This window comes from Mycolicibacillus trivialis (assembly GCF_002102395.1).
GTDB lineage: Bacteria > Actinomycetota > Actinomycetes > Mycobacteriales > Mycobacteriaceae > Mycobacterium > Mycobacterium triviale.
Genome location: NZ_LQPZ01000015.1, coordinates 14,077 through 40,140 on the forward strand (window position 1 = coordinate 14,077; position 26,064 = coordinate 40,140).

At 71.5% G+C, this 26,064-nt stretch carries 10 protein-coding genes and 3 pseudogenes; 8 read left to right on the forward strand and 5 right to left on the reverse strand.

Annotation, left to right across the window (positions count from 1 at the left end):
• Positions 1-14: 14 nt before the first annotated feature.
• Positions 15-428, forward strand: coding sequence for a GtrA family protein (locus AWC30_RS05675; RefSeq protein ID WP_109561944.1), 414 nt, complete (start codon positions 15-17; stop codon positions 426-428).
• A gap of 14 nt (positions 429-442) precedes the next feature.
• Here AWC30_RS05675 and AWC30_RS05680 read toward each other — a convergent pair whose 3' ends face one another.
• Positions 443-1,045, reverse strand: a complete 603-nt coding sequence (locus tag AWC30_RS05680) for a sensor domain-containing protein (protein WP_165756445.1) — start codon at positions 1,043-1,045, stop codon at positions 443-445.
• 83 nt (positions 1,046-1,128) lie between these two features.
• On the opposite strand from AWC30_RS05680, the gene AWC30_RS05685 reads away from it, so the two are divergent.
• The 7 genes and pseudogenes from AWC30_RS05685 (at position 1,129) to AWC30_RS05710 (ending at position 15,188) form a co-directional block, all read left to right on the forward strand.
• The gene (locus tag AWC30_RS05685; protein WP_085109228.1) at positions 1,129-2,502 is read left to right on the forward strand and encodes a decaprenylphosphoryl-beta-D-ribose oxidase; all 1,374 of its coding nucleotides are present in this window, start codon (positions 1,129-1,131) and stop codon (positions 2,500-2,502) included.
• Entirely contained in the window at positions 2,503-3,267 is a 765-nt protein-coding gene (locus tag AWC30_RS05690) for a decaprenylphospho-beta-D-erythro-pentofuranosid-2-ulose 2-reductase (RefSeq protein WP_085109229.1), read from the forward strand. It abuts the gene before it with no gap.
• A gap of 3 nt (positions 3,268-3,270) precedes the next feature.
• A pseudogene (locus tag AWC30_RS18285) lies at positions 3,271-4,038 on the forward strand (arabinofuranosyltransferase); the annotation flags it as partial.
• Between the two features lie 126 nt (positions 4,039-4,164).
• Positions 4,165-5,376 (forward strand): annotated as a pseudogene (locus AWC30_RS18290) (arabinofuranosyltransferase); the annotation flags it as partial.
• Between the two features lie 36 nt (positions 5,377-5,412).
• Complete coding sequence (locus AWC30_RS18180) at positions 5,413-8,604, forward strand: arabinosyltransferase domain-containing protein (protein ID WP_085109231.1); 3,192 nt, start codon at positions 5,413-5,415, stop codon at positions 8,602-8,604.
• A gap of 99 nt (positions 8,605-8,703) precedes the next feature.
• The gene (locus AWC30_RS05705) at positions 8,704-11,994 is read left to right on the forward strand and encodes an arabinosyltransferase domain-containing protein (RefSeq protein ID WP_085109232.1); all 3,291 of its coding nucleotides are present in this window, start codon (positions 8,704-8,706) and stop codon (positions 11,992-11,994) included.
• Positions 11,991-15,188, forward strand: a complete 3,198-nt coding sequence (locus tag AWC30_RS05710) for an arabinosyltransferase domain-containing protein (protein WP_272937745.1) — start codon at positions 11,991-11,993, stop codon at positions 15,186-15,188. The genes AWC30_RS05705 and AWC30_RS05710 overlap by 4 nt, the downstream gene beginning before the upstream one ends.
• A gap of 303 nt (positions 15,189-15,491) precedes the next feature.
• On the opposite strand, the pseudogene AWC30_RS05715 reads toward AWC30_RS05710, so the two are convergent.
• The 4 genes and pseudogenes from AWC30_RS05715 to fadD32 all read right to left on the reverse strand — a co-directional run.
• Positions 15,492-16,862: pseudogene (locus tag AWC30_RS05715) on the reverse strand (MFS transporter); the annotation flags it as partial.
• 242 nt (positions 16,863-17,104) lie between these two features.
• Positions 17,105-18,676, reverse strand: coding sequence for an acyl-CoA carboxylase subunit beta (locus tag AWC30_RS05720; protein ID WP_085109235.1), 1,572 nt, complete (start codon positions 18,674-18,676; stop codon positions 17,105-17,107).
• Positions 18,673-23,985 carry a polyketide synthase Pks13 gene (gene pks13 / locus AWC30_RS05725; RefSeq protein WP_085109236.1) on the reverse strand — a complete coding sequence of 1,771 codons (5,313 nt, stop codon included), beginning with the start codon at positions 23,983-23,985 and terminating at the stop codon, positions 18,673-18,675. The genes AWC30_RS05720 and pks13 overlap by 4 nt, the downstream gene beginning before the upstream one ends.
• A gap of 89 nt (positions 23,986-24,074) precedes the next feature.
• On the reverse strand, positions 24,075-25,967 hold the full coding sequence (fadD32, locus tag AWC30_RS05730) for a long-chain-fatty-acid--AMP ligase FadD32 (RefSeq protein ID WP_085109237.1): 1,893 nt from the start codon (positions 25,965-25,967) through the stop codon (positions 24,075-24,077).
• Positions 25,968-26,064: the final 97 nt, after the last annotated feature.

Here is a 26,064-nt window from a genome sequence, read left to right on the forward strand (position 1 = left end):
GTAAACTTCCGCCGATGGCCGAGATCGCTCCGCTGCCGCCACGGCTGAGTCTGGCGACCCAGATGTGGCGTTTCGTCATCACCGGCGGGCTGTCCGCGATCGTCGACTTCGGGCTGTACCTGGCGTTCCTGGCCCTCGGGCTGCACGTGAACCTCGCCAAGTCGCTCAGCTTCGTCGCGGGCACCGCGACCGCATATCTGATCAACCGCCGCTGGACCTTCCAGGCGCCGCCGAGCACGGCGCGGTTCCTGGCGGTGTGCCTGCTGTACGCGATCACCTACAGCGTGCAGGTCGGCATCAACTTCGTGTTCTACAACGCGCTCGCCGAGCACTCCTGGCGGGTGCCGCTGGCCTTCGTCATCGCCCAGGGCACCGCGACCGTGATCAACTTCGTCGTGCAGCGGGTGCTGATCTTCCGGGTGCCCTGACTCAGTGCCCTGACTCAGCCGACCCGTTCGCCGATGCGTGCGCTGACCTCCTGCGCGATGCGCGCCGAGTCGTCCAGCGCCAGCGCCGAGACCCGGATCAGCGTCGCGTCCCGCAGCGCGTAGACCACCGTCGCCCGGGCCGGGCCGGCGAAGCGCAGGGTCAGCGCCGCCGGGTCGGGCCGCTCGAGGGTGAACCGGTAGGAATCGACGTCCCCGGCCGCGCAGTCCGACAGCGCCGGGCCGAGCCGGTCGAACACGGCGCGGGCCGCGTCGACGCCCGGGTAGGCACCGACGGTCTGGGTGACGGTCGGAAAACCCTTGCCGCCGCCGGTCGCGGTGATGACCGTGCCGTAGGCGACAGCGCGGAATCCCGTCCAGTCGGCGCCGAAGACCGCCTGCTCATCGGAGACCGCCCAGCACGAGCCCGGCGCGGCCGGGTCGGTGGCCGCAGGCGCGGAGCGCTCGGCGCGCGGCTGGAGCACCAGGGCGGGGTCCGCGACGACGGCGTTGACCTCGCCGACGTCCAGGGTCTCGGCGGCCGGGTCGGCGACCGCCGGCGCCGCGACCGTCAGCGCGGCGCAGCACACCGCCAGCACCGCCGTCCGGATCGCGCCCATCACCATCACCCCGCTGGACCCAACTGTAACGATCGCGGTCGGCTGCGCGGGGTGCGTCGGCGCGGGCGGTACCCTCTTTCTCGATGTTCGCGACCACCAGCAAGCCGCTCAGCGGCTGGGGCCGCACCGCGCCGACCGTGGCGAAGGTGCTGACCGCCAGCGATCCCGAGGTCATCGCCGAGGCGGTGGCCCGCGTCGCCGACGGCGGCGAGGCGCGCGGGGTGATCGCCCGCGGGCTGGGCCGCTCCTACGGCGACAACGCCCAGAACGGCGGCGGCCTGGTCATCGACATGACCGCGCTCAACCGCATCCACTCGATCGACGCCGAGACCGGTCACGCCGACGTGGACGGCGGGGTGAGCCTGGACCAGTTGATGCGCGCCGCGTTGCCGTTCGGGCTGTGGGTGCCGGTGCTGCCCGGAACCCGGCAGGTCACCGTCGGCGGGGCGATCGGCTGCGACATCCACGGCAAGAACCACCACAGCGCGGGGAGCTTCGGCAACCACGTGCGCTCGATGGAGTTGCTGACCGCCGACGGCTCGGTGCGCCGGCTGACCCCCGACGGCCCGGAGGCGGAGTTGTTCTGGGCCACCGTCGGCGGCAACGGCCTGACCGGGATCATCCTGCGGGCCACGATCGCGATGACCCCCACCGAGACGGCCTATTTCATCGCCGACGGCGACGTGACCGCCACCCTCGACGAGACCATCGCCCTGCACAGCGACGGCAGCGAAGGCGACTACACCTATTCGTCGGCCTGGTTCGACTCGATCAGCGCCCCGCCGAAAGTCGGCCGGGCCGCGGTCTCGCGCGGCTCGCTGGCCACCCTGGACCAACTGCCGGCGAAGCTGCAGAAGAATCCGCTGAAATTCGATGCGCCGCAACTGCTCACCCTGCCCGACGTCTTCCCCAACGGGTTGGCCAACAAGTTCACGTTCGGGCCGATCGGCGAGCTGTGGTACCGCAAGTCGGGCACCTATCGCGGCAAGATCCAGAATCTGACGCAGTTCTACCACCCGCTGGATATGTTCGGTGAATGGAATCGCGCCTACGGTTCCGCGGGATTCGCGCAATACCAGTTCGTGGTGCCCACCGACGCCGTCGACGAGTTCAAGGCGATCATCTACGACATCCAAGCCAGCGGGCACTACTCCTTCCTCAACGTGTTCAAACTGTTCGGCCCGGGAAACCAAGCACCGCTGAGCTTTCCGATGGCCGGGTGGAACATCTGCGTGGACTTCCCGATCAAAGCCGGGCTGAGCGACTTTTTGACCGACCTCGACCGGCGGGTGCTGGAGTTCGGTGGGCGGCTCTACACCGCCAAGGACTCCCGCACGACCGCCGAGACCTTCCACGCCATGTATCCGCGCATCGATGAGTGGATCGTGGTACGCCGCAAGGTGGACCCCGACGGGGTGTTCGCCTCGGACATGGCCCGACGTTTGGAGCTGCTGTAGATGGTGTTCGACGCCGTGGGTAACCCGCAGACGATCCTGCTGCTGGGCGGGACCTCCGAGATCGGGCTGGCGATCTGCGCCCGCTACCTGCAGAACGCGCGCGCCCGCATCATCCTGGCCTGCCTGCCCGACGATCCGGGCCGCGACGACGCCAAGGAGCAGATGCTCGCCGCGGGCGCCGGCGCGGTCCAGGTGATCGACTTCGACGCGCTGGACACCGACGGCCACCCCGAGGTGATCGACCGGGCCTTCTCCGGCGGGGACGTCGACGTCGCGATCGTCGCGTTCGGGTTGCTCGGCGACAACGAGGAGCTGTGGCAGAACCAGCGCAAGGCCGTGCAGATCGCCGAGATCAACTACACCGCAGCGGTTTCGGTCGGTGTTCTGCTGGGTGAGAAGATGCGCGCCCAGGGCTTCGGGCAGATCATCGCGATGAGCACGGTCGCCGGTGAGCGGGTCCGGCGGTCCAACTTCGTCTACGGCTCCACCAAGGCCGGCCTCGACGGGTTCTACCTCGGCCTCGGCGAGGCGCTGCGCGACGACGGCGTGCGGGTGCTGGTGATCCGGCCCGGTCAGGTCCGCACCCGGATGAGCGCGCACGTCAAGGAGGCCCCGCTGACCGTGGACAAGGAGGACGTCGCCGAGCTGGCGGTGACCGCCGCGGCCAAGGGCAAGGAACTGGTGTGGGCGCCGGGCGCCTTCCGCTACGTGATGATGGTGCTGCGCCACATCCCGCGCCGCATCTTCCGCAAGCTGCCCATCTAGCCGATGCGGACCGCTCTGGATCGGGCCGGCCGCACGGCCGGCGAGATGGCGCTGGCCGTGGCCGTCGCGGTCGCGGTCTCCGTCGTCGCGCTGGCCGCGATCGGCCGGGTCGAGTGGCCGGCCTACCCGTCGTCGAACCAGCTGCACGCGCTGACCACCGTCGGGCAGGTGGGCTGCGCGGCGGGGCTGGTGGGCGCCGGCTGGCTGTGGCGGCGCGGCAGGCGCTGGGCGGCGCGGCTCGCCGCGGCGGTGTTCGTGTCGGCGTTCGCGGTGGTGACGCTGGCCATGCCGCTGGGCGCGACCCGGCTGTACCTGTTCGGCATCTCCGTCGACCAGCAGTTCCGCACCGAATACCTGACCCGGCTCACCGACAGCGCCGAACTGCGCGACATGACCTACCTCGGATTGCCGCCGTTCTACCCGCCGGGCTGGTTCTGGCTGGGCGGGCGGGCCGCCGCGCTCTCCGGCACCCCCGGCTGGGAGATGTACAAGCCGTGGTCGATCGTGTCGATCGCGATCGCGGTCGCGGTGGCCCTGGTGCTCTGGCAACGGATGATCCGCTTCGAGACCGCGCTGATCGTCACCGCCGCCACCGCCGCGGTGACCCTGGCGTTCAGCGCCCCGGAACCCTACGCCGCGATCATCACCATGCTGCTGCCGCCGGTGCTGGTGCTGGCCTGGTCGGGGCTGCGCGCCGCGGCCCGGGTCGCCGACCCCGACCCCGACCCGCACCCCCACCCCGCCGAACGTGAACCTACGCGCACGCTCGAGGCCGAACGTGAACCTGTGCGCACGCTCGAGGCGGAGCGGGCGCCGGGCGGCACGGCGGAGCGGGCGCCGGGCGGCACGGCGGAGCGGGCGCCGGGCGGCACGGCGGAGCGGGCGCCGGGCGGGCTGAGCGGTCGCGGCTGGGCCGCGATCGTGGGCACCGGGGTGTTCCTCGGCTTCGCCGCCACCTTCTACACCCTGCTGGTGGCCTACAGCGCGTTCACCGTGACGCTGATGGCGCTGGGTCTGGCCGCCGCCCGGTGGCGGCACCGCGGCCCGGCCGCCGCACTCGACCCGCTGCTGCGGCTGGCGGTCATCGGGGTCATCGCCGCAGCGATCGGCGCCACCACCTGGCTGCCGTTCCTGCTGCGCGCCGCCCGCGACCCGATCAGCAACACCGGCAGCGCCCAGCACTACCTGCCCGCCGCGGGCGCGGAACTGACCTTCCCGATGCTGCAGTTCACCCTGCTCGGCGCGCTGTGCATGCTCGGCACGCTGTGGCTGGTGGTGCGCGCCCGCACCTCGGTACGCGCCGCCGCGCTGGCGTTCGGGGTGGTCAGCGTGTACCTGTGGTCGCTGCTGTCGATGCTGACCACACTGGCCCGTACCACCCTGCTGTCGTTCCGGCTGCAACCGACGCTGGTGGTGCTGCTCGCCGCCGCCGGAGTATTCGGGTTCCTCGAGCTCACCCAGCGGCTGGTCGAAGGCGGCCGCCAATACGGCTGGCAACGCGGCATCACCGCGGTGGCCGCCGTGATCGGGTTCGCCGGGGCACTGTCGTTCAGCCAGGACATCCCCAACGTGCTGCGCCCGGACCTGACCGTGGCCTACACCGACACCGACGGGTACGGCGAGCGCGGCGACCGCCGCCCGCCCGGTTCGGAGCGCTACTACGCCGAAATCGACGACACCGTCACCGCCACCACCGGCGTCCCCCACGACCAGACCGTGGTGCTCACCGCCGACTACGGCTTCCTGGCGATCTACCCCTACTTCGGGTTTCAGGGGCTGACCTCGCACTACGCCAACCCGCTGGCGCAGTTCGACCGGCGCGCCGCGGCCATCGAGAGCTGGTCGGAGCTGACCACCGCCGAGCAGTTCACCGCCGCGCTCGACGAGCTGCCGTGGCCGGCGCCGACCGTGTTCGTGATGCGCCGCGGCGCCGGCTCGGCGGCCGGCGACACCTACACGCTGCGGCTGGCCGAGGACGTCTACCCCAACCACCCCAACGTGCGCCGCTACACGATCACCCTGCCCGCCGCCCTCTTCGACGACCCGCAATTCCGCGTCGAACAGATCGGCCCGTTCGTGGTCGCGATCCGCGTCCCGTCGGGCAGTTGACCGCGGTGAGCGGCCCGACCGTTACCATCAAGCCCCGTGAGTGACCTGCGGGCCAACCACCGGATCGCCCGGATCGTCGCCGTCGTGGCCGGCCTGCTGGGCGCCGCGCTCTCGCTGGCGGTGCCCTTCCTGCCGGTCAACCAGACCACCGCGCAGCTGAACTGGCCGCAGAACGGCGTCCTGGCCAGCGTCGACGCCCCGCTGATCGGCTACGTCGCCACCGATATGCAGATCAGCGTGCCGTGCCGCGCCGCGGCCGGGCTCACCGAATCCGACGGCGGGCACAACGTGCTGCTGTCCACGGTGCCCAAGCAGGCACCCAAGGCCGTCGACCGCGGCCTGCTCGTCGAACGCGCCAACGACCACCTCGTGGTGGTGGTGCGCAACACCCCGGTCGTGGTCGCCCCGCTCAGCCAGGTGCTGGGGCCGGACTGTCGGCAGCTGGTGCTTACCGTGCGCGCCGACACCGTCACCGGCGAGTTCGTCGGCCTGACCCAGGGCCCCAACGACGACAAGCCGGGCGCCCCGCTGCGCGGGCAGCGCAGCGGCTACGACTTCCGCCCGCAGATCATCGGCGTCTACACCGACCTCGCCGGCCCGGCCCCCGACGGGCTGCACTTCACCGCGACCCTGGACACCCGCTACTCCAGCGCGCCCACCCCGCTGAAGATGGCGGCGATGCTGCTCGGGATCGCCCTGACCATCGCCGCACTCATCGCGCTGCACCGGCTCGACGCCACCGACGGGATGCGGCACCGCCGGTTCCTACCCGGCCGCTGGTGGTCGATGACCGGGCTGGACGCCCTGGTCGCCGCGGTGCTGGTGTGGTGGCATTTCGTCGGCGCGAACACCTCCGACGACGGCTACATCCTCACCATGGCGCGGGTCTCCGAACACGCCGGCTACATGGCCAACTACTACCGCTGGTTCGGCACCCCGGAGGCGCCGTTCGGCTGGTATTACGACCTGCTCGCCTACTGGGCGCACTTCTCCACCGCCAGCATCTGGATGCGGCTGCCCACCCTGGTGATGGCGCTGGCGTGCTGGTGGGTGATCAGCCGGGAGGTGCTGCCCCGGCTGGGCCACGCGGTCAAAACCCGCCGCGCGGCCGCCTGGACCGCCGCCGGCATGTTCCTGGTGTTCTGGCTGCCGCTGAACAACGGGCTACGTCCGGAACCGATCATCGCGCTGGGCATCCTGTTGACCTGGTGTTCGGTGGAGCGGGCGGTGGCCACCAGCCGGCTGCTGCCGCTTGCCGCCGCCTGCCTGATCGGCGCCCTCACGCTGTTCTCCGGACCCACCGGCATCGCCTCGATCGGGGCGCTGCTGGTCGCGATCGGGCCGCTGCTGACGATCCTGCGCCGCCGCTCCGCCCGGTTCGGGCTGCTGCCGCTGCTCGCCCCGATCGTGGCCGCCGCCACCGTGCCGGCGGTGCTGATCTTCCGCGACCAGACCTTCGTCGGCGAACTGCAGGCCAGCGCCCTGAAATCGGCGGTCGGCCCGAGCCTGAGCTGGTTCGACGAACACATCCGCTACGAGCGGCTGTTCATGGCCACCCCGGACGGGTCGATCGCCCGGCGCTTCGCGGTGCTGGCGCTGCTGGTCGCGCTCGCGGTCACCATCGCCATGTCGCTGCGCAAGGGCCGCATCCCGGGCACCGCCGCCGGGCCCAGCCGGCGCATCGTGGGGATCACGATCATCTCGTTCGTCGCGATGATGTCCACCCCCACCAAGTGGACCCACCACTTCGGGGTGTTCGCCGGGCTGGCCGGGTCACTGGGGGCGCTGGCGGCGGTCGCGGTCAGCGCCGCGGTGCTGCGCTCCCGGCGCAACCGCACCGTGTTCGCCGCGGTGGTGCTGTTCATCACCGCGCTGGCCTTCGCCAGCGTGAACGGCTGGTGGTACGTCTCCAACTTCGGGGTGCCCTGGTCCAACGAGTTCCCGGCCTGGCACTTCGCCGCCGCCACCGCCCTGATCGGGCTGACCGTGCTGGTGGTGCTGCTGGCCGCCTGGTTCCACCTGTTCGGCGGCGACGACACCCGCCGTCGGCCGTCGACCCGGCTCACCCGCATCCTGCAGTCCCCGCTGGCCATCGCCGCCTGGGCGCTGGTGCTCTTCGAGGTGGCGTCGCTGACGCTGGCGATGATCGGCCAGTACCCGGCCTGGACGGTGGGCCGCTCCAACCTGCAGGCACTGACCGGCAAGACCTGCGGGCTGGCCGACGACGTCCTGGTCGAGCAGGACGCCAACGCCGGGCTGCTGACCCCGGCCGGCGGCGTACCGGTCGGCGACGCGCTGGCCGCCGGGTATTCCCAGGGCTTCCGGCCCACCGGCATCCCGGCCGACATCTCCGCCGACCCGGTGATGGAACCGCCCAGCGGCGGCAACAACCTCGACGAGAACGACGGCGCGAAAGCCGGTGTGGAGGGCGGCCTGATCGCCAAACCCGGCATCAATGGCTCCCGCGCCCGGCTGCCGTTCGGGCTGGACCCGGCCCGCACCCCGGTGCTGGGCAGCTGGCGCGACGGCGTGCAGGTCCCGGCCCGGCTGCGCACCGCCTGGTACCGGCTGCCTGCGCGCGAGCAGGCCGGTCCGCTGCTGGTGGTGTCGGCGGCCGGCCGCTTCGACACCCACGAGGTGCAGGTGGAATGGGCCACCGGCGCCGACGCCGAGGAGCCCGGCGGCGCGATCGAGTTCGCCGACGTCGGCGCCGCCCCGGCCTGGCGCAACCTGCGGGTGCCGCTGGCGCAGCTGCCCCCGGAGGCGACCGTGGTGCGGCTGGTGGCCACCGACCGCGATCTGGCACAGCGGCACTGGATCGCGCTGACCCCGCCGCGCATCCCGCAGCTGGACACCCTGCAGGACGTCGTCGGGTCCGAGGACCCGGTGCTGCTGGACTGGCTGGTCGGGCTGGCCTTCCCCTGCCAGCGGCCGTTCGGCCACCGCTACGGGGTCATCGAGCCGCCGAAGTGGCGGATCCTGCCCGACCGGTTCGGCACCGAGGCCAACTCCCCGGTGATGGACAACATCGGCGGTGGCCCGCTGGGCATCAGCGAGTTGATGTTCCGCGCCGCCACCGTCCCCAGCTACCTCAAGGACGACTGGAACCGGGATTGGGGTGCGCTGCAGCGGCTCACCCGCTACTACCCGCAGGCCGAGCCGGCCGAACTGGAGCTGGGCACCGCGACCCGCAGCGGCCTGTGGAGCCCGGCGCCGCTGCGGCCGTGACCGCCGCGGTCGGGGCGGACCGCCCCGCGCCGCCACACCCCACCCCGCCCAAAAGGCGGGTCCCACCATCGGAAACCTCGTCGCATACCATCAAGCCTCGTGCCCCACGACGATGTTGAGCGGTCCCCGTACCGCACGGCTCGGCTGATCGCGATCGTCGCGGGCGTCCTTGGCGTCCTGCTCTGCGGCGTGGTGCCGCTCCTGCCGGTGCAGCAGACCACCGCCACCGTCGTGTGGCCGTCCGGCACCGACGACGCCGGCCGCATCACCGACGTCACCGCGCCGCTGGTCTCCGGCGCCCCCCGCGCGCTGGACATCACCATCCCGTGTTCGGTGATCGCCACCCTGCCCGCCGAGGGCGGGCTGGTGCTGTCCACGATCCCGGCCGGCGGGGTCGACGCCACCAAGAACGGGTTGTTCGTGCGGGCCAGCCGCGACGCGGTGGTGGTGGCCTTCCGCGACTCGGTCGCCGCGCTGGCCCCCCGCGACGCGGTGGCCGGCCCGGACTGCCAGACCCTGCACATCTGGGCCGACGCGGGCGGCGCGAGCGCGGAGTTCGTCGGCATCCCGGCCACCGTCCGCACCCTGCCCGCCGACAAGAAGCCCCAGGTGGCCGGCGTGTTCACCGACCTGAAGGTCGCCGCACAGCCGGGACTGTCGGCGCGCATCGACGTCGACACCCGCTTCATCGTCTCCCCGGGTCTGATCAAGAAGGCCGCGATCGGGTTCGGCGCGCTGTCGGCGCTCGCCGCGCTGATCGCGCTGGCGGTGCTGGACCGGCGCGCCGGGCACCGGGTGCCACGGGCATGGCGACGCGCCTGGCAGGCCAGCACCGCCGCCTGGCTCGCCGACATCGGGGTGATCGGCACCCTGGCGCTCTGGCACGTCATCGGCCCGCTGTCCTCCGACGACGGCTACAACCTGACCATCGCCCGGATCGCCGGGGATGCCGGCTATCTGACCAACTACTACCGCTACTTCGGGGCGGCGGAGGCGCCGTTCGACTGGTACCCGGCCGTGCTGGCGCAGCTGACCTCGGTGAGCACCGCCGGGGTGTGGCTGCGGCTGCCCGCCACCCTGGCCGGCATCGGCTGCTGGCTGCTGGTCAGCCGGTGGATGCTGCGCCGGCTGGGCCCGGCCCGCGCCGGGCTCGCCGCCAACCGGGTGGCGGTGTGGACCGCGGGCGCGGTGTTCCTGGCCGCCTGGCTGCCGTTCAACAACGGGCTGCGACCCGAACCGCTGATCGCGTTCGGCACCGTGGCCACCTGGGTGCTGGTGGAGCAGGCCATCGCCACCCGCCGACTGACCCCGGCGGCGCTCGCAGTGATCACCGCGAGCCTCACCGCCACCCTGGCTCCGCAGGGGCTGATCGCGGTGGCCGCACTGCTGGTCGGCGGCCGCGGCATCGCGCGGATCGTGGCGCGGCGCCGCCCGCTGGACGGGTTGGCGGCCCCGATCGCGGTTCTGGCGGCGGCGTTGTCGGTGATCGTGCTGGTGGTGTTCCGCAACCAGACCCTGGCCACCGTCGCCGAGTCCGCCCGCATCAAATACGTTGTGGGCCCGACGATCTCCTGGTATCAGGAGCTGCTGCGCTACTACTTCCTGACCGTGGAGACCGTCGACGGGTCGATGACGCGGCGGTTCGCGGTGCTGATCATGCTGTTCTGCCTGTTCGCGATGCTGGCGGTGCTGCTGCGTCGCGGCCGGCTGCTCGGCCTGGCCCGCGGCCCGGTGTGGCGACTGCTCGGCACCACCGCGATCGGGTTGCTGCTGCTGACCTTCACCCCCACCAAGTGGGCGGTGCAGTTCGGCGGGTTCGCCGGGCTGGCCGGCGCGCTCGGCGCGGTCACCGCGTTCAGCTTCGCCCGGGTCGGGCTGCATTCCCGGCGCAATCTGTCGCTGTACGTGACCGCCCTGCTGTTCCTGCTCGCCTGGGCCACCTCCGGCATCAACGGCTGGTTCTACGTCGGCAACTATGGCGTCCCGTGGTACGACAAGCAGCCGGTGCTGGCCAGCCACCCGGTCACCACCATGTTCCTGGCGCTGGCCATCGTCAGTGGGCTGCTGGCCGCCTGGCAGCACTTCCGGCTGGACTACGCCGGGCACACCCAGGTCGCCAACACCCGCCGCAACCGGGTGCTGGCCTCCACCCCGCTGCTGATCGTCGCGGTCATCATGGTGGTGCTGCAGGTCGGGTCGATGGCCAAGGCGTTCGCCGGCCGCTACCCCACCTACACCACCGCCAAGGCGAACCTGGCGGCGCTGACCTCGGGGCTGTCGCCGACCTCGTGCGCCATGGCCGACGCCGTGCTGGCCGAGCCGGACACCAACGCCGGGCTGCTGACCCCGGTGCCGGGCCAGAACTGGGGGGAGTACGGCCCGCTGGGCGGGACCGACCCGGTCGGTTTCGTGCCCGACGGCGTCGGCGACGACCTGTCCTCCGAGCCGGTGGTCTCCAAACCCGGCGTGGTCAACTCCGACGCGTCGCCGAACAAGCCCGGCTCCTCGGTGAGCGACTCGGCCGGCACCGCGGGCGGCTGGCTGCCCCCCGACGCCCCGGACGGGGTGAACGGGTCGCGGGTGGCGCTGCCGTTCGGCCTGGATCCCGCCCGCACCCCGGTGATGGGCAGCTACGACGAGAACACCGTCGCCGCGAAGGCCACCTCCGCCTGGTACGCGCTGCCCGCCGCCACCCCGGAGCGGCCGCTGGTCACCGTCGCCGCCGCCGGCGCCATCTGGTCCTACGACGAGGACGGCACCTTCAACTACGGGCAGTCGCTGAAGCTGCAGTGGGGGGTGACCGGTCCCGACGGGCAGACCGAGGCGCTCGGGCTCGTGCAGCCGATCGACATCGGCCCCGACCCGGCCTGGCGCAACCTGCGGTTCCCGATGGCCTGGCGCCCGCCGGAGGCCAACGCGGTGCGCATCGTCGCCGACGACCCCAACCTCAGCTCCGACCAATGGTTCGCGTTCACCCCGCCGCGGGTGCCGGTGCTGGCCAGCATCCAGGAGCTGGTCGGTTCGGACACCCCGGTGCTGCTCGACATCGCCACCGCCGCCAACTTCCCCTGCCAGCGGCCGTTCACCGAGCATCTCGGCGTCGCCGAACTGCCCGAGTACCGGTTCCTGCCCGACCACAAGCAGACCGCGTCGTCGTCGAACCTGTGGCAGGCCACCGAGGACGGCGGACCGTTCCTGATCACCCAGGCGCTGCTGTACACCTCCACGATCCCGACCTACCTGCGCGACGACTGGTACCGGGACTGGGGTTCGGTGGAGCGCTACCACCGGCTGGTGCCCGCCGATGAGGCACCCGACGCAGCCATCGAGGAGGGTGTGAACACTGTGTACGGCTGGAGCCGTCCCGGACCGATTCGAGCCCTGCCGTGACCGATCTCAGCCGCCGGATCCGCCTGACCCGCTGGACCGCGATCGTCGCCGGGCTGGTCGGCTTCGTGCTGTCGGTCGCCACCCCGCTGCTGCCGGTGGTGCAGACCACCGCGCAGCTGAACTGGCCGCAGCACGACCGGCTGACCAACGTGACCGCGCCGCTGATCTCGCAGGTGCCGGTGGAGATGACGGTGCGGATCCCGTGCCGGGCGGTCGCCGAACTGCCCGCCAAGGGCGGGCTGCTGGTGGGCACCGCACCCAAGGACGGCAAGCAGGCCGCGCTGAACGCGATGCTGGTCACCGCCAACACCAGCCGGGTCGACGTGATCGTGCGCAACGTGGTGGTCGCCAGCGTCTCCCGGGACCGGGTGCTGGGCGCGGCCGGGCAGCCGGGCTGCTCGACGATCGAGATCACCTCCAGCGAGGACGGCACCTTCGCCACCTTCGCCGGACTCACCGACGACGACGGCGCACCGTTGCGCACCGGGTTCGCCGACCCCAACCTGCGCCCGCAGATCGTCGGGGTGTTCAGCGACCTGACCGGCGCCGCACCGGCCGGGCTGGAGTTCACCGCGACCATCGACACCCGGTTCTCCACCAAGCCGACCGCGCTGAAGCTGGCCGCGATCGTGCTGGCGATCCTGGCCACCGGGGTGGCGCTGCTGGCGCTGTGGCGACTCGACCGGCTCGACGGCAGGCGGATGCGCCGGCTGATCCCGGCGCGCTGGCGCACCTTCACCCTGCCCGACGCGGTGGTGACGGTCGGGTTCCTGCTCTGGCATGTGATGGGGGCGAACTCCTCCGACGACGGCTACATCCTGGGGATGGCGCGGGTGGCCGGGCACGCCGGCTACATGAGCAACTACTTCCGCTGGTTCGGCAGCCCGGAGGACCCGTTCGGCTGGTACTACAACCTGCTGGCCTGGATGACCCACATCAGCGACGCCAGCATCTGGATCCGGCTGCCCGACCTGGTCGCCGCGCTGGTGTGCTGGCTGCTGCTCAGCCGCGAGGTGCTGCCGCGGCTCGGCCCCGCGGTGGCCGCGTCCCGGCCCGCGCTGTGGGCGGCGGCGACGGTGTTGATGGCCGCCTGGTTCCCGTTCAACAACGGGCTGCGTCCCGAACCGATCATCGCGGTCGGCTCGCTGATCACCTACGTGCTCATCGAGCGGGCGGTGACCTCCGGGCGGCTGACCCCGGCCGCGCTGGCGATCATCGCCGCGGCATTCACCCTCGGCATCCAGCCCACCGGCCTGATCGCGGTGGCCGCGCTGGTCGCCGGCGGCCGGCCGCTGCTGCGGATCCTGGTGCGCCGGCACCGCGAGGTCGGGTTGTGGCCGCTGCTGGCGCCGCTGCTGGCGGCCGGGTTCGTCATCCTGACCGTGGTGTTCTTCGACCAGACCCTGTCGACGGTGCTGGAGGCCACCCGCATCCGCAGCGCCATCGGGCCCAGCCAGGAGTGGTACACCGAAAACCTGCGCTACTACTACCTGATCCTGCCGACCGTGGACGGGTCGCTGTCCCGGCGGTTCGGGTTCCTGATCACCGCGCTGTGCCTGTTCGCCTCGATGTTCATCATGCTGCGCCGCAAGCGGGTGCCCGGGGTGGCCCGCGGGCCGGCCTGGCGGCTGATGGGCGTCATCTTCGGCACCATGTTCTTCCTGATGTTCACCCCCACCAAATGGGTGCACCACTTCGGGCTGTTCGCCGCGGTGGGTGCGGCGGTGGCCGCGCTGGCCACCGTGCTGGTCTCCCCGGCGGTGCTGCGCTCGGCGCGCAACCGGATGGCGTTCCTGGCCGGGCTGCTGTTCGTGCTGGCGCTGTGTTTCGCCACCACCAACGGCTGGTGGTACGTGTCGAGCTACGGGGTGCCGTTCAACACCACGATGCCGCGCATCGGCGGGGTCAGCGTCAGCGCGATCCTGTTCGCGCTGTTCGCCGTCGCCGCGCTCTACGCCGCCTGGCTGCACTTCTCCGGCCGCGACGGCGCCGAACGCCGGGCGGCGCGGGTGTTGACCGCCGCTCCGATCCCGGTGGCGGCCGGGTTCATGGTGTGCGTGTTCGTGGCGTCGATGGCGATCGGGATCGTGCGGCAGTACCCGACCTACTCCAACGGCTGGGCGAACCTGCGGGCCTTCGTCGGCGGCTGCGGGCTGGCCGACGACGTCCTGGTCGAACCCGACGCCAACGACGGCTTCCTGACCCCGCTGGACGGCGACTACGGGCCGCTGGGCCCGCTGGCCGGCGCCGACCCGGTCGGTTTCAGCGCCGACGGGGTGCCCGAGCACATCGTGGCCGAGGCGATCCGGATGACGCTGCCGCAGCCCGGCACCGACTACGACTGGGACGCCCCGGTGGCGCTGAAGACCCCCGGGGTCAACGGCTCCACCGTGCCGCTGCCCTACCGGCTGGATCCGGCGCGGGTGCCGGTGGCCGGCAGCTACACCACCGGCCCGCAGCAGCAGAGCACGCTGATCTCGGCGTGGTATCCGCTGCCCGCCGCCGAGGATGGCCGCCCGCTGGTGGTGGTGACCGCGGCCGGAACCATCGCCGGTGACAGCGTGCTGCACGGGCACACCGTCGGGCAGGCCGTCGAGTTGGAGTACGCGGTGCCCGGCCCGGACGGCGCGCCGGTGCCCGCCGGCCGGCTGACCCCCTACGACCTCGGGCCCGCGCCGTCCTGGCGCAACCTGCGCTACCCGCGGGCCGCGATCCCGGCCGACGCGGTCGCGGTGCGGATCGTGGCCGAGGACCTGTCGCTGTCGCCGGGTGACTGGGTGGCGGTCACCCCGCCGCGGGTGCCGCGACTGCAGTCGCTGCAGGAGTACGTCGGCTCCAGCCAGCCGGTGCTGATGGACTGGGCGGTCGGGCTGGCCTTCCCGTGCCAGCAGCCGATGCTGCACAGCGACGGGGTCACCCAGGTGCCCAAGTATCGGATCACCCCGGACTACACCGCGAAGAAGCAGGACACCGACACCTGGGAGGACGGGCTCAACGGCGGCCTGTTGGGCATCAGCGACCTGCTGCTGCGCGCGCACGTGATGGCCACCTACCTGTCCCGCGACTGGGGTCGGGACTGGGGTTCGCTGCGCCAGTTCGACACCATCGTCGACGCGGTGCCCGCCGACCTCGAACTCGGTGAGGCCACCCGCAGCGGGCTGTGGAAGTCCGGTCAGATCCGCATCAAGCCGTAGCCCGGTTCAGCGGTGCGCCCGCCGCCCGCCGGGCACCGGCCGGCGGCCCGCCGGGTGGGTGCGGGCCGGCACCCGCATCGGTCGTGCGCGCGGCGGCAGCGGCCGATCCGGCCACCAGGCGGACAGGTCGACGCGCCGGGCGGCGCTGGTGTCCTCGGATGCGGGCCAGAGGTCGTCGAGTTCGGCCCACAACTCCTCGAGGCCGGCGCCGACGCCGGCGGGCGCGCCCACCAGGGCGCGCAACGGCCGGGTGGGCAGGGCGGCGGTGACGTCGGCGCGCAGGTCGATCGGCCGGGTCGCCAGCGACTCGGACAGTTCGCGTTCCAGTTCGCTGGGCACGCCGGGGATGTCGGTGCCGCGCAGCGAGCAGCCGGCGGTCTCGGGCAGGAACCGCAGCGCGGTGAGCCCCACGAGCGCGCCGAGGACCAGATAGGCGGCCGGGAACAGCACCCAGCCGGTGGTCTCGATGACGGTGTCGGCCACCACCGGGGCGGTGCCGCCGAACAGGGTGACCGCGGCGTTGTAGGACAGCGCGAAACCGGCGTAGCGCACCTGGGTGGGGAACATCGCCGGGAAGGTGGCCGCGACGGTGGCCGACGGCACCGCGAACAGCACGCACAGCACGGTGAATCCCAGCAGCGCGAACCAGAACCCGCAGCCCATCAGCCAGTACATCGGCACCGCCAGCACGGCCAGGGCCGACAGCGCGCCGCGCCACAGTGGTTTGCGGCCCACCCGGTCCGACCAGGCACCGGCCAGCGGGATGCATGCCATCATCGCCAGCTCACCGAGCAGCACCACGGTGGTGCGGTTGCGTTCACCGAGGCCGAGGCTGGCCTGCAGGTAGGTCGGCTGGTAGGTGATCAGCGTGTAGTCGATGAGGTTGAGGGCGACCACCAGGGCGAACATCACCGCCAGCGGGCGGGTGTAGTTGGTCAGCAGGTCCTTCAGCCGGCCCCAGGCCGACCCGGTGATCGCCTCGACGGCCGCGCACTCCCGGAACACCGGGGTCTCGGTCATGCTGGCGCGCAGCACCAAGCCGACCACGCCGAGCGGCAGGGCGATCAGGAACGGCACCCGCCAGCCCCACGCCGCCATCTGCTCGTGGGAGAGCAGCGCCTCGAGCGCCAGCACGATCGCTCCGCCGAACACGAAGCCGGCCATCGCACCGAACTCCAGGAAACTGCCGTACTTGCCGCGCTGGTGGTCCGGGGAGTATTCGGCCATGAAGGTGGCGGCCCCGCCGTACTCGCCGCCGGTGGAGAAGCCCTGCACCACCCGCAACCCGATCAGCAGGGCCGGCGCCCACCACCCGGCGGTGGCGTAGCTGGGCAGCAGGCCGATGGCGGTGGTGGCCACCGCGATGAGCAGGATGGTGGCGGTCAGCACCGATTTGCGGCCGAACCGGTCCCCGATCGGCCCCCACACCAGCCCGCCGAGCGGTCGCAGCACGAACGACACCGCGAAGCCGAGCATGGTGCCGACGTTGCCCAGCGTGCCGGGGAAGAAGGCGCCGGTCAGGTAGGTGGCGACGAGGGCGTAGACGCCGTAGTCGTACCACTCGGTGGCGTTGCCGATGGCCGAGGCGAGGATGGCGCGGCGCAGCATCGGGTCGGCGCGGGGCGCTGTCGGGTCGGCGGGCCGGTCGGTCCGCGACGTTGACAGCAGGCTCATCGCATCCTCTCGCCCGCCGCCGGAGACTCCGCGGGCGATCTCGATGCGGCCGGGAAACCCGTTCGGCGCCCGGCGAATTGGAGCCTCGACGGCTCACCCGGTACGGGATCGCCGGGAGATACGATAGTTGCTCTGAGACGCCTGAGGCTGGTGTTGCCAAAGCGTTACAAGACACTTACCGTTCCGAAACCACCGCAGTGCGGCGTCCCGCGGAAACCTCGGCTATACGCGCGCGACGACCGCTAAATCGGGGTCAGGCCGTGCTTGCGTTGCACCCTGGAGAAGTTCTGCTTGTCGCGCAGCAGTCGCAGCGACTGGCGCAGCAGCAACCGGGTCTCGTGCGGCTGGATGACCCCGTCGATGTAGCCGCGCTCGGCCGCCGTCCACGGGATCGCCATGTTCTCGTTGTAGCCGGCGATGAAGTCCGCCTTGATCTTCTGCACCTCGGGTGCGGTGGGGTCCGGGAACCGCTTCACCAGCAGTTGGGCGGCGCCGTCGGCGCCGATCACCGCGATGCGGGCGGTCGGCCAGGCGAAGTTCAAATCCGCCGACAGCTGCTTGGAGCCCATCACCGCGTAGCCGCCGCCGTAGGCCTTGCGCACGATGATCGTCACCTTCGGGACGTCGGCCTCCACGATCGCGTTGAAGAACCGGCCGCCGCGTTTGATGATGCCGTTCTGCTCCTCGGACATCCCGGGCATCGCGCCGGGGGTGTCGACCACGAACACCAGCGGCATGTTGTAGGAGTCGCAGAACCGGATGAAGCTGGCCGCCTTGTCCGAGGCGTCGGTGTCGACCGCCCCGGACATGAACATCGGCTGGTTGGCGATCACCCCGACCGGCCGGCCGTCGACCCGGGCGAACGCGGTGATCATCGCCGGGCCACGCTGATCGGCGATCTCGAAGACGTCGCCGTCGTCGAAGATGCGCAGCAGGATCTCGTGCATGTCGTAGGCGGTGTTGTCCGCGTCCGGCACGATCGAGTCCAGTTCCAGGTCGTGCGGGGTGATCTCGGGCTCCAGGCCGGGGTTGACGATCGGCGCGTCGTCGAAGGTGTTCGACGGCAGGAACGACAGGTAGTCGCGCACGTACTGGAACGCCGCGGCCTCGTCCTCGACCACCTTGTGGATGTTGCCGCGCTGGGCCTGCACGTCGGCGCCGCCCAACTCGTCGAAGGTGACGTCCTCACCGGTGACGTCCTTGATCACGTCCGGGCCGGTGATGAACATGTAGCCCTGGTCGCGCACCGCGACCAGCAGGTCGGTCTGGATCGGCGAATACACCGCTCCCCCTGCGCATTTGCCCAGGATGATCGAGACCTCCGGGACCAGGCCGCGCAGCATCTCGTGGCGGCGGCCCAACTCGGCGTACCAGGCCAGCGAGGTGACCGCGTCCTGGATGCGGGCACCGGCGGAGTCGTTGATGCCGATGATCGGGCAGCCCACCATCGCCACCCACTCCATCAGCTTGGCGACCTTGCGGCCGAACATCTCCCCGACCGAGCCCTGGAACACCGTCTGGTCGTGGCTGAACACCGCGACCGGGCGGCCGTTGATGCGCCCGTGCCCGGTGACCACGCCGTCGCCGTAGAGGGCGTTGGGGTCACCCGGCGTCTTGGCCAGGGCGCCGATCTCCAGGAAGGTGCCCGGGTCCAGCAGCGAGTGGATCCGGGCCCGCGCGCTGGGGATCCCCTTCTTCTCCCGCTTGGCGACCGCCTTCTCACCGCCGGGTTCGCTGGCCTCCGCCAGCTTCTCGCGGAGTTCGGCGAGTTGCTCGGCGGTGGTCTTGGGCTGCGGGAGGGGAGTGTCGGTCATGTGCCCTCGCTCTCGGCTTGGATGCGGTTGATGGCCTGGCTCATGTGGGCACCGATCTTGGCGATGTAGGGCTCGTCGATGACCTGGATGTGTTCGCCGCCGACCGGCACCACCTCCAGGTCGGAGACGTACTGGCCCCAGCCGCCGTCGGGCGCCCGAGTAGCGTACGCGGGCTCGAAGGTGATCGCGTCGTCGTGGTACCGGTCGGCCATGTACAGCGTGACGTGACCGTCGTAGGGCCGGTACTCGGCGGTGTCGATGGTCCGCTGGTCCAGGTACGACGTGCGCTGGTGCTCGATGATGCCGCCGGGGATCTGCACCCCGCTCTGCTTGACCGCCTCCAGCACGAACGAGACCTGGCCGGCGTCGTCGAGTTCTTCCAGCTGCTCGTAGGGGATCTCCGGGATCTGCACGTTGAAGGTCCGCTCGGCGAACTTCGCGTAGCGGTCCCAGCGGGCCCGGGTGGCCTCTTTGGTCTGCTCGATCGGCTCGCCCGGCATGACCGCGTCGATCAGCCCGACGAACGGCACGTCGCAGCCCTGCTCCTTGAGCCCGATCGCGCAGGCGTAGGCCAGCGCCCCACCGAGTGACCAGCCGGCCAGGATGAACGGCCCGTCGCCGGCCAGCTCCCGCAGCTTGGGCACGTAGGCGGCGGCCCGATCCTCGATGGAGCCCTCCACCCGCTCGAAGCCGTACATCGGGGTGTCCGCGGGCAGCCGGGCCAGCAGCGGCTCGTAGACCACCGTGGATCCGCCGGCGGCGTGGAACACGAAGACCGGGACCTTGCTTGAGCCTTCGGGTTTGGCCCGCAGCGTGCGCACGAACCCGTCCAGCTCGCCGGCCTCGAGGAATTCCCGCACCGTGGTGGCCAGCGCCTCGATGGTCTCGGCGGACTTCACGTCGTCGGCGGTGATGGTGCCCTCGGCGCGCTCGGAGAGCCGCCCGGCGATCTTCTCCACCTCCTCGTCGGCGAGCTCGGGTAGCGGGTTGAAGATGCCGCCCGGCGATTTGCCGGTGACGATCGCCCAGGTGGCGAAGGTGACCCGCTCGGCGGCGTCACGCGGCGGGACGTCGGAGTTCAGCGCCTCGGCGACCGCCTGCTGGTTGAGGATGTCGGTCGCCGCCGCGGCCGCCGCGGTTTTCGCCTGCCCCGGCCCGCCCGGGTCGGTGGGCGGCGGCGGGACGGCCGCGCCGCCGGGTCCGCTCGGGTCGGTGGGCGGCGGCGGGACCGGCGCCCCGCTCGACGCCGGCTGCTCCGGCTGGGTCTCCGGCTCGGCCTGCGGGTCGGGTGCCGGTGCTTCACCCACCGTGGTCGGGGTGGCCCCGGACAGCAGCCTCGCCTGCTCGGCGGCGATCTCCTCGGGGGTCTGGGTCTTCTGGTGCTCGTGCAGCGCCTCGACCTCGTCGCGGTGTTCGACCGCGTACTTGATCATCTCTTCGACGTTGTAGAGGTTGGCGTCGCGCACCGCGGTCAGCTGGATCGGCGGCAGGTCGAAGTCGTACTCCACCCGGTTCTTGATCCGCACCGCCATCAGCGAGTCCAGGCCCAGCTCGATCAGCGGCACCTCCCACGGCAGGTCCTCGGGCTCGTAGCCCATCGCGCCGCCGACGATCGCGCCCAGCCGGTCGCCGATGCTCTCCCCGGAGTCCGGCGACCACTTGGCGAAACCGGCGGCCAGCCCGGCCCCGGCGGTCAGGTTGTCCGACAGGATCGCCGCCTCCTCGGCGGCCTCGGCCGGCTCCGGCTCGACGGCGGCGCCGGCCGGTGCGGTGACCGCGCTCGCGGCCCCGACCGCGGCGGGCAGCACGGCCGCACCCGCCGCCGCGTCGCCGCGGCCGACCAGCGCGTCGTAGACCAGCGTGAACGACTCGTCGATGCGGGCGTGCACCTGCACCGCCGCCCCGCCGGGGTGGCGGGTCAGCGTGGTGACCAGCCGGGCACCGTCGCCGGGCAGCGCCCGCTGCTCGGCGGCGACCACCCGGGCGTCGGGCAGCACCGCGGTGGCGGCCGCCTTCACCAGCGCGGCCAGGTCGGCGGCGCCGCGCGGGGCGAACTCCCAGACGTGGCGGCCGTCGGGCAGCGCCACGTGCGAGCCGGGCATGATGCCCGAGGCGTCCGCGGTGAAGTTCGCGTCCAGCCAGTGCTGCTTGCGCTTGAACCGGGTCGGCGGGATGTTGGCGTAGTCGGCCAGGGTCTGCGCGCGGGTGAACAGGGTGCGCATGTCCAGGTCGTGGCCGTGGACGAACAGCTGCGCCATCGCGGTGGTCATCGAGTCCACCTCGTCGGACTTGCGGGCCAGGGTGGCGATCAGCTGGGCATCGGGCAGCCCGGCGTCGGCGGTGGTCAACCCGACCTGCATCAGCGCGACCGGGTTGGGGGCCAGCTCCAGGAACGTGGTGTGGCCGTTGTCGACGGCGTTGCGCACGCCCTGGGTGAAGTAGACCGAGTGCCGCAGGCCCTTCTTCCAGTAGTCGATGTCGTGGATCGGCTCACCGCCGGCGCGCACGAAAGTGCCCTCGTGCACCGTCGAGTAGTAGCCGATCCGGGTCGGCAGCGGTTCGATGCCGGCCAGTTCGGCGGTGAACTCGCCGAGCAGCGGGTCCATCTGCTGGGTGTGGCTGGCGCCCTTGGTCTGGAACTTGCGGGCGAACCTGCCCTCGGCCTCGGCCCGGGCGATGATGGCGTCCACCTGCTCGGGCGGGCCGCCGATGACGGTCTGGCCCGGCGCGGCGTAGACGCAGACCTCCAGGTCCGGGAAGTCGGAGAACACCTCGGTGATCTCGGTGGCGGAGTACTCGACCAGCGCCATCAACCGGATGTACTCGCCGAACAGCATCTTCTCGCCCTCGCCCATCAGCCGGGCGCGCGGCACGATGATCCGGACGGTGTCGCGAAGCGACAGCCCGCCGGCGAAGTAGGCCGCCGACGGCTCGCCGAGGGACTGGCCGATCACCGCGGTGGGGGCGGCGCCGTGGGCGCGCAGCAGCTCACCGAGCGCGATCTGGATGGCGAAGATGACCAGCTGGACGGCCTCGATCGGGAACTCGACGGTCTCGTCGGTGTAGTCGATGGCGTCGTCGAGGATCATCTCCAGGATCGAGACGCCGCGCTCGTCCTGGATCAGCGCGTCGACCTTCTCCAGCCACTCGGCGAAGATCGGGTCGCGCAGATACAGCTCCTTGCCCATCTTGCGGTGCTGGGCGCCGAACCCGGCGAACACCCACACCGGGCCCGCGGTGACCGGGCCGTCCGCGGAGAACACGGTGGGCTTCTGCTTACCCTCGGCGACCGCGCGCAGCCCGGCGACCGCCTCGTCGTGGTCGCGGGCGAGCACCACCGCCCGGGAGCGGGCGTGGTTGCGCCGCGACAGCGCCCGGCCGATCGACTCCAGTGAGGAGGCGCGGCCCTCCACGCTGTCGATCCAGTCGGCCAGCTCCGCGGCGGCGGCCTTCTTCCGGGAGGTGAGGAACGCCGACACGGCCAGCGGGATCAGCGGCGCGGTCGGGTTCTCCGCCTCGCGCGCCGCCAGCTGCTCCAGCGCGGCCTCCTTGAGCCGCACCGCCTCCTCGGTCAACCCGGGCAGCGGGTAGTCGTCGTCTTCGGCGACAACGGCCGGCGGCTCGTCGTCGTGGACGAACTCGCCGTACTCGTCGAACCGGACCCCGCCGGGCTCGGCGGCCTCGCCGGCCGCCGGGGCGGTGTCGGCCGGTTCGGGTTCCTTCTCGATGACGTCGCGGGGCAGCACCTCGCGCAGCACCAGGTGCGCGTTGGCGCCGCCGAAGCCGAACCCGGACACCCCGGCGACGGCGTAGCCGTTGTAGCGCGGCCAGTCGGTGACGCTGTCGGCGACCTTCAGCCGGGCGGTCTCGAAGTCGATGTAGGGGTTGGGCCCGGCGTAGTTGATCGACGGCGGGATCTTGTCGTGGTGCAGGGCCAGCACGATCTTGGCGAGGCTGGCCGCCCCGGCCGCGGACTCCAGGTGCCCGATGTTGGATTTGATCGCGCCCAGCAGGGCCGGCCGCTCGGCCGGCCGGCCGCGGCCGACGACCCGGCGCAGCCCGTCGGCCTCGATCGGGTCGCCGAGGATGGTGCCGGTGCCGTGCGCCTCGATGTAGTCGACGGTGCGCGGGTCGATCCCGGCGTCCTTGTAGGCCTTGCGCAGCACCGCGGCCTGGGCCTCGGCGTTGGGGGCCAGCAGCCCGTTGGAGCGGCCGTCGTGGTTGACCGCGGACCCGGCGATGACGGCCAGGATCTGGTCGCCGTCGCGGCGGGCGTCGTCGACGCGTTTGAGCACCAGCATGCCGCCGCCCTCGGAGCGGGCGTAGCCGTCGGCGTCGGCGGAGAAGGATTTGATCCGGCCGTCGGGGGCCAGCACGCCGCCGACCTCGTCGAAGCCGACCGTGATCAGCGGGGTGATCAGGGCGTTGACGCCGCCGGCGACCACCACGTCGGCGTCGCCGTTGCGCAGCGCGCGGACCCCTTCGTGCACCGCGACCATCGAGGACGAACAGGCGGTGTCGATGGCCATCGACGGGCCCTGGAAGTCGTAGAAGTAGCTGACCCGGTTGGCGATGATCGAGTGCGCGTTGCCGGTGATCGCGTACGGGTGCGCGATGCTCGGGTCCGACATCGCCAGGAAGCTGTAGTCGTAGTTCGACGCCCCGATGTAGACCCCGACCGATTCGCCGCGCAGGCTCGAGGCCGGGATGCGGGCCTGCTCGAGGGCCTCCCAGGTCAGCTCCAGCGCCATCCGCTGCTGCGGGTCGATGTTGTCGGCTTCCATCTTCGACAGCGCGAAGAACTCCGAGTCGAAGCCCTTGATGTCGCTCAGGTAGCCGCCGCGGGTGCGGGCGGTCTCCACCCGCTCGGCGATGCGCGGTTCGGAGAGGAACTCCGACCAGCGGCCCTCGGGCAGGTCGGTGATGGCGTCGCGGCCCTCCAGCAGCGCCCGCCAGGTCTCGTTGGGGCTGTCCATGTCGCCGGGGAAGCGGGTGGACAGGCCGACCACCGCGATGTCGGCGACGTCGGCGTCGCGCGACCAGTCGATGCCTTCGCCGTCGTCGGGCAGGTCGGGTTCACCCTCGATGATGCGGGTGGACAGCGCCTCGATGGTGGGGTGCTGGAAGGCGACGGTGGCCGACAGGGTCACCCCGGTGAGGTCCTCGATGTCGGAGGCCATCGCCACCGCGTCCCGCGAGGACAGCCCCAGCTCCACCATCGGGGTGGTCTCGTTGATCGAGTCGGGCGACTGCCCGGTCGCGTTGGCCACCCAGTTGCGCATCCAGGTGCGCATCTCGGCGACCGTCATGTCGGTGCGGCCCGGTGCTCCCGGTTCCGGTGTGTCAGTCACTAGCGCCGCTCCTCAGTGCTCGCGGGGGTTCTCATTCCGCGCGGTGGTCATTCCGATTGATCGGGGAAGGCGTTCGGCGAAGCGTAGCCGCCGCGCAGGCTGCCGTCGATGTAGGCGGTCCGGCAGGCCCGGCGGCCGATCTTGCCGCTGGAGGTGCGCGGAACCGAACCCGCCTGCACCAGCAGTACGTCGCGCACGGTGACGCCGTGGCGCACCGCGATCGCCGCCCGGATGTCGTCGGCGATGGGCTGCTGGTCCAGCTTGTGGGTGCCCGGGCCGCGTTCGGCCACGATCACCAGCTGCTCGGAGCTGTCGTCGGCGTCGTACTTCAGCCCGGAATGCGGGTTGTCGAAGACCGCGGCGGGCAACTGGTTGGCCGGCACCGAGAAGGCCGCGACGAAGCCGGGCCGCACCGCGCGGCTGGCCTCCTGCGCCGAGTACTCCAGGTCCTGCGGGTAGTGGTTGCGGCCGTCGATGATCACCAGGTCCTTCACCCGGCCGGTGATGTAGAGGTCGCCGTCGTAGAACGTGCCGTAGTCACCGGTGCGCACCCACAGCCCGTCCTCCGGGGCGCCGGCGGCGTGGGAGTTCTCGATGCGGGACTTGAGCGGGTTGCGGAAGGTTTCCTCGGTCTCCTTCTCCTTGTTCCAGTACCCCGAGCCCATGTTCTTGCCGTGCAGCCAGATCTCGCCGATCTGGCCGTCGGGCAGTTCGGCGCCGGCCTCCGGGTCGACGATGACCGCCCACTCGTCGATCCCGATCTTGCCTGCCGAGGCCTGCGCGACCGCCGTCTCGGAGTCCGGGTCGACCTCGCGGAAGCTGTTGTTGTTCAACGTTTCCCGGTCGACGTGGATGATCTTGGGCGGCTCCTCCATCGGCGTGGTGGAGACGAACAGGGTCGCCTCGGCCAGTCCGTAGGACGGCTTGATCGCCTTCTCCTGGAACCCGTAGGGTCCGAACGCCTCGTTGAACTTGCGCAGCGACGCCGCCGAGACCGGCTCGGAGCCGTTGAGGATGGCCTTGACGTTGCTGAGGTCCAGCGGCGGCTCCCCGTCACGCGGCAGGCCGCGGGCCGCGGCGTGCTCGAAGGCGAAGTTCGGCGCCACCGAGTAGGTCATGCCCTCGTCGTCGGGTTTGCGGGCCAGTTCCCGGATCCAGCGCCCGGGCCGGCGCACGAACGCGGCCGGGGTCATGAAGGTGACGTGGTGGCCGATCACCGGGGAGAGCATCACCGTGATCAGGCCCATGTCGTGGAAGAACGGCAACCAGGTGACACCGCGGTCGCCTTCGCGGCCCTCCAGCGCGTGCATGACCTGCACGACGTTGGTCGGCAGGTTCAGGTGGGTGATCTGCACACCGGTGGGGGTGCGGGTGGAACCGGAGGTGTACTGCAGGTAGGCGATGGTGTCCTCGGCGGCGGGCATCAGCTCCCAGGTGGCGGCCACCTCGTCGGGGACCGCGTCGACGGCGATGACGCGGGGCCGCTCCTTGGCCGGGCGGCTGCGGAAGAACTTGCGGACCCCTTCAGCGGAGTCGCTGGTGGTCAGGATGGCGGCCGGCTCACAGTCGTCGAGCACCGCGTGCAGGCGGCCGACGTGACCGGGCTCGGCCGGGTCGAACAGCGGCACCGCGATGCGCCCGGAGTACAGGGTGCCGAAGAAGGCCACCAGGTACTCCAGGTTCTGGGCGCACAGGATGGCGACCCGGTCGCCGGGTTTGGTGACCTGTTGCAGCCGGGCGCCGATGGCGCGGTTGCGGGCGCCGAACTCGGCCCAGGAGATGTCGCGGGCGACGCCGTCGCGTTCGGTGGAGTAGTCCAGGAAGCGGTAGGCGAGCTTGTCACCGCGGATCGACGCCCACCGTTCCACGTGGCGGACCAGACTGCCGTGTTCGGGAAACCTGATCTGGCCGTCCTTGATGAACGGGTTGCGGTATCCCAAATGGGAAGCCTGTGTCATACCACTCTCCTGTCGACACCTGGGCGGGGCAGCGGGCCGATCGGACGTCCCGTCCGGCGATGCTGGCATGGTACCGACG

Coding starts and splice junctions, on each gene's coding strand:
- AWC30_RS05720 (WP_085109235.1), bottom strand. CDS start 18,676: ATGACCGACACTCCCCTCCCGCAGCCCAAGACCACCGCCGAGCAACTC.
- AWC30_RS05690 (WP_085109229.1), top strand. CDS start 2,503: ATGGTGTTCGACGCCGTGGGTAACCCGCAGACGATCCTGCTGCTGGGC.
- AWC30_RS05675 (WP_109561944.1), top strand. CDS start 15: ATGGCCGAGATCGCTCCGCTGCCGCCACGGCTGAGTCTGGCGACCCAG.
- pks13 (WP_085109236.1), bottom strand. CDS start 23,985: ATGACGGTCGCCGAGATGCGCACCTGGATGCGCAACTGGGTGGCCAAC.
- AWC30_RS05685 (WP_085109228.1), top strand. CDS start 1,129: ATGTTCGCGACCACCAGCAAGCCGCTCAGCGGCTGGGGCCGCACCGCG.
- AWC30_RS05680 (WP_165756445.1), bottom strand. CDS start 1,045: ATGGGCGCGATCCGGACGGCGGTGCTGGCGGTGTGCTGCGCCGCGCTG.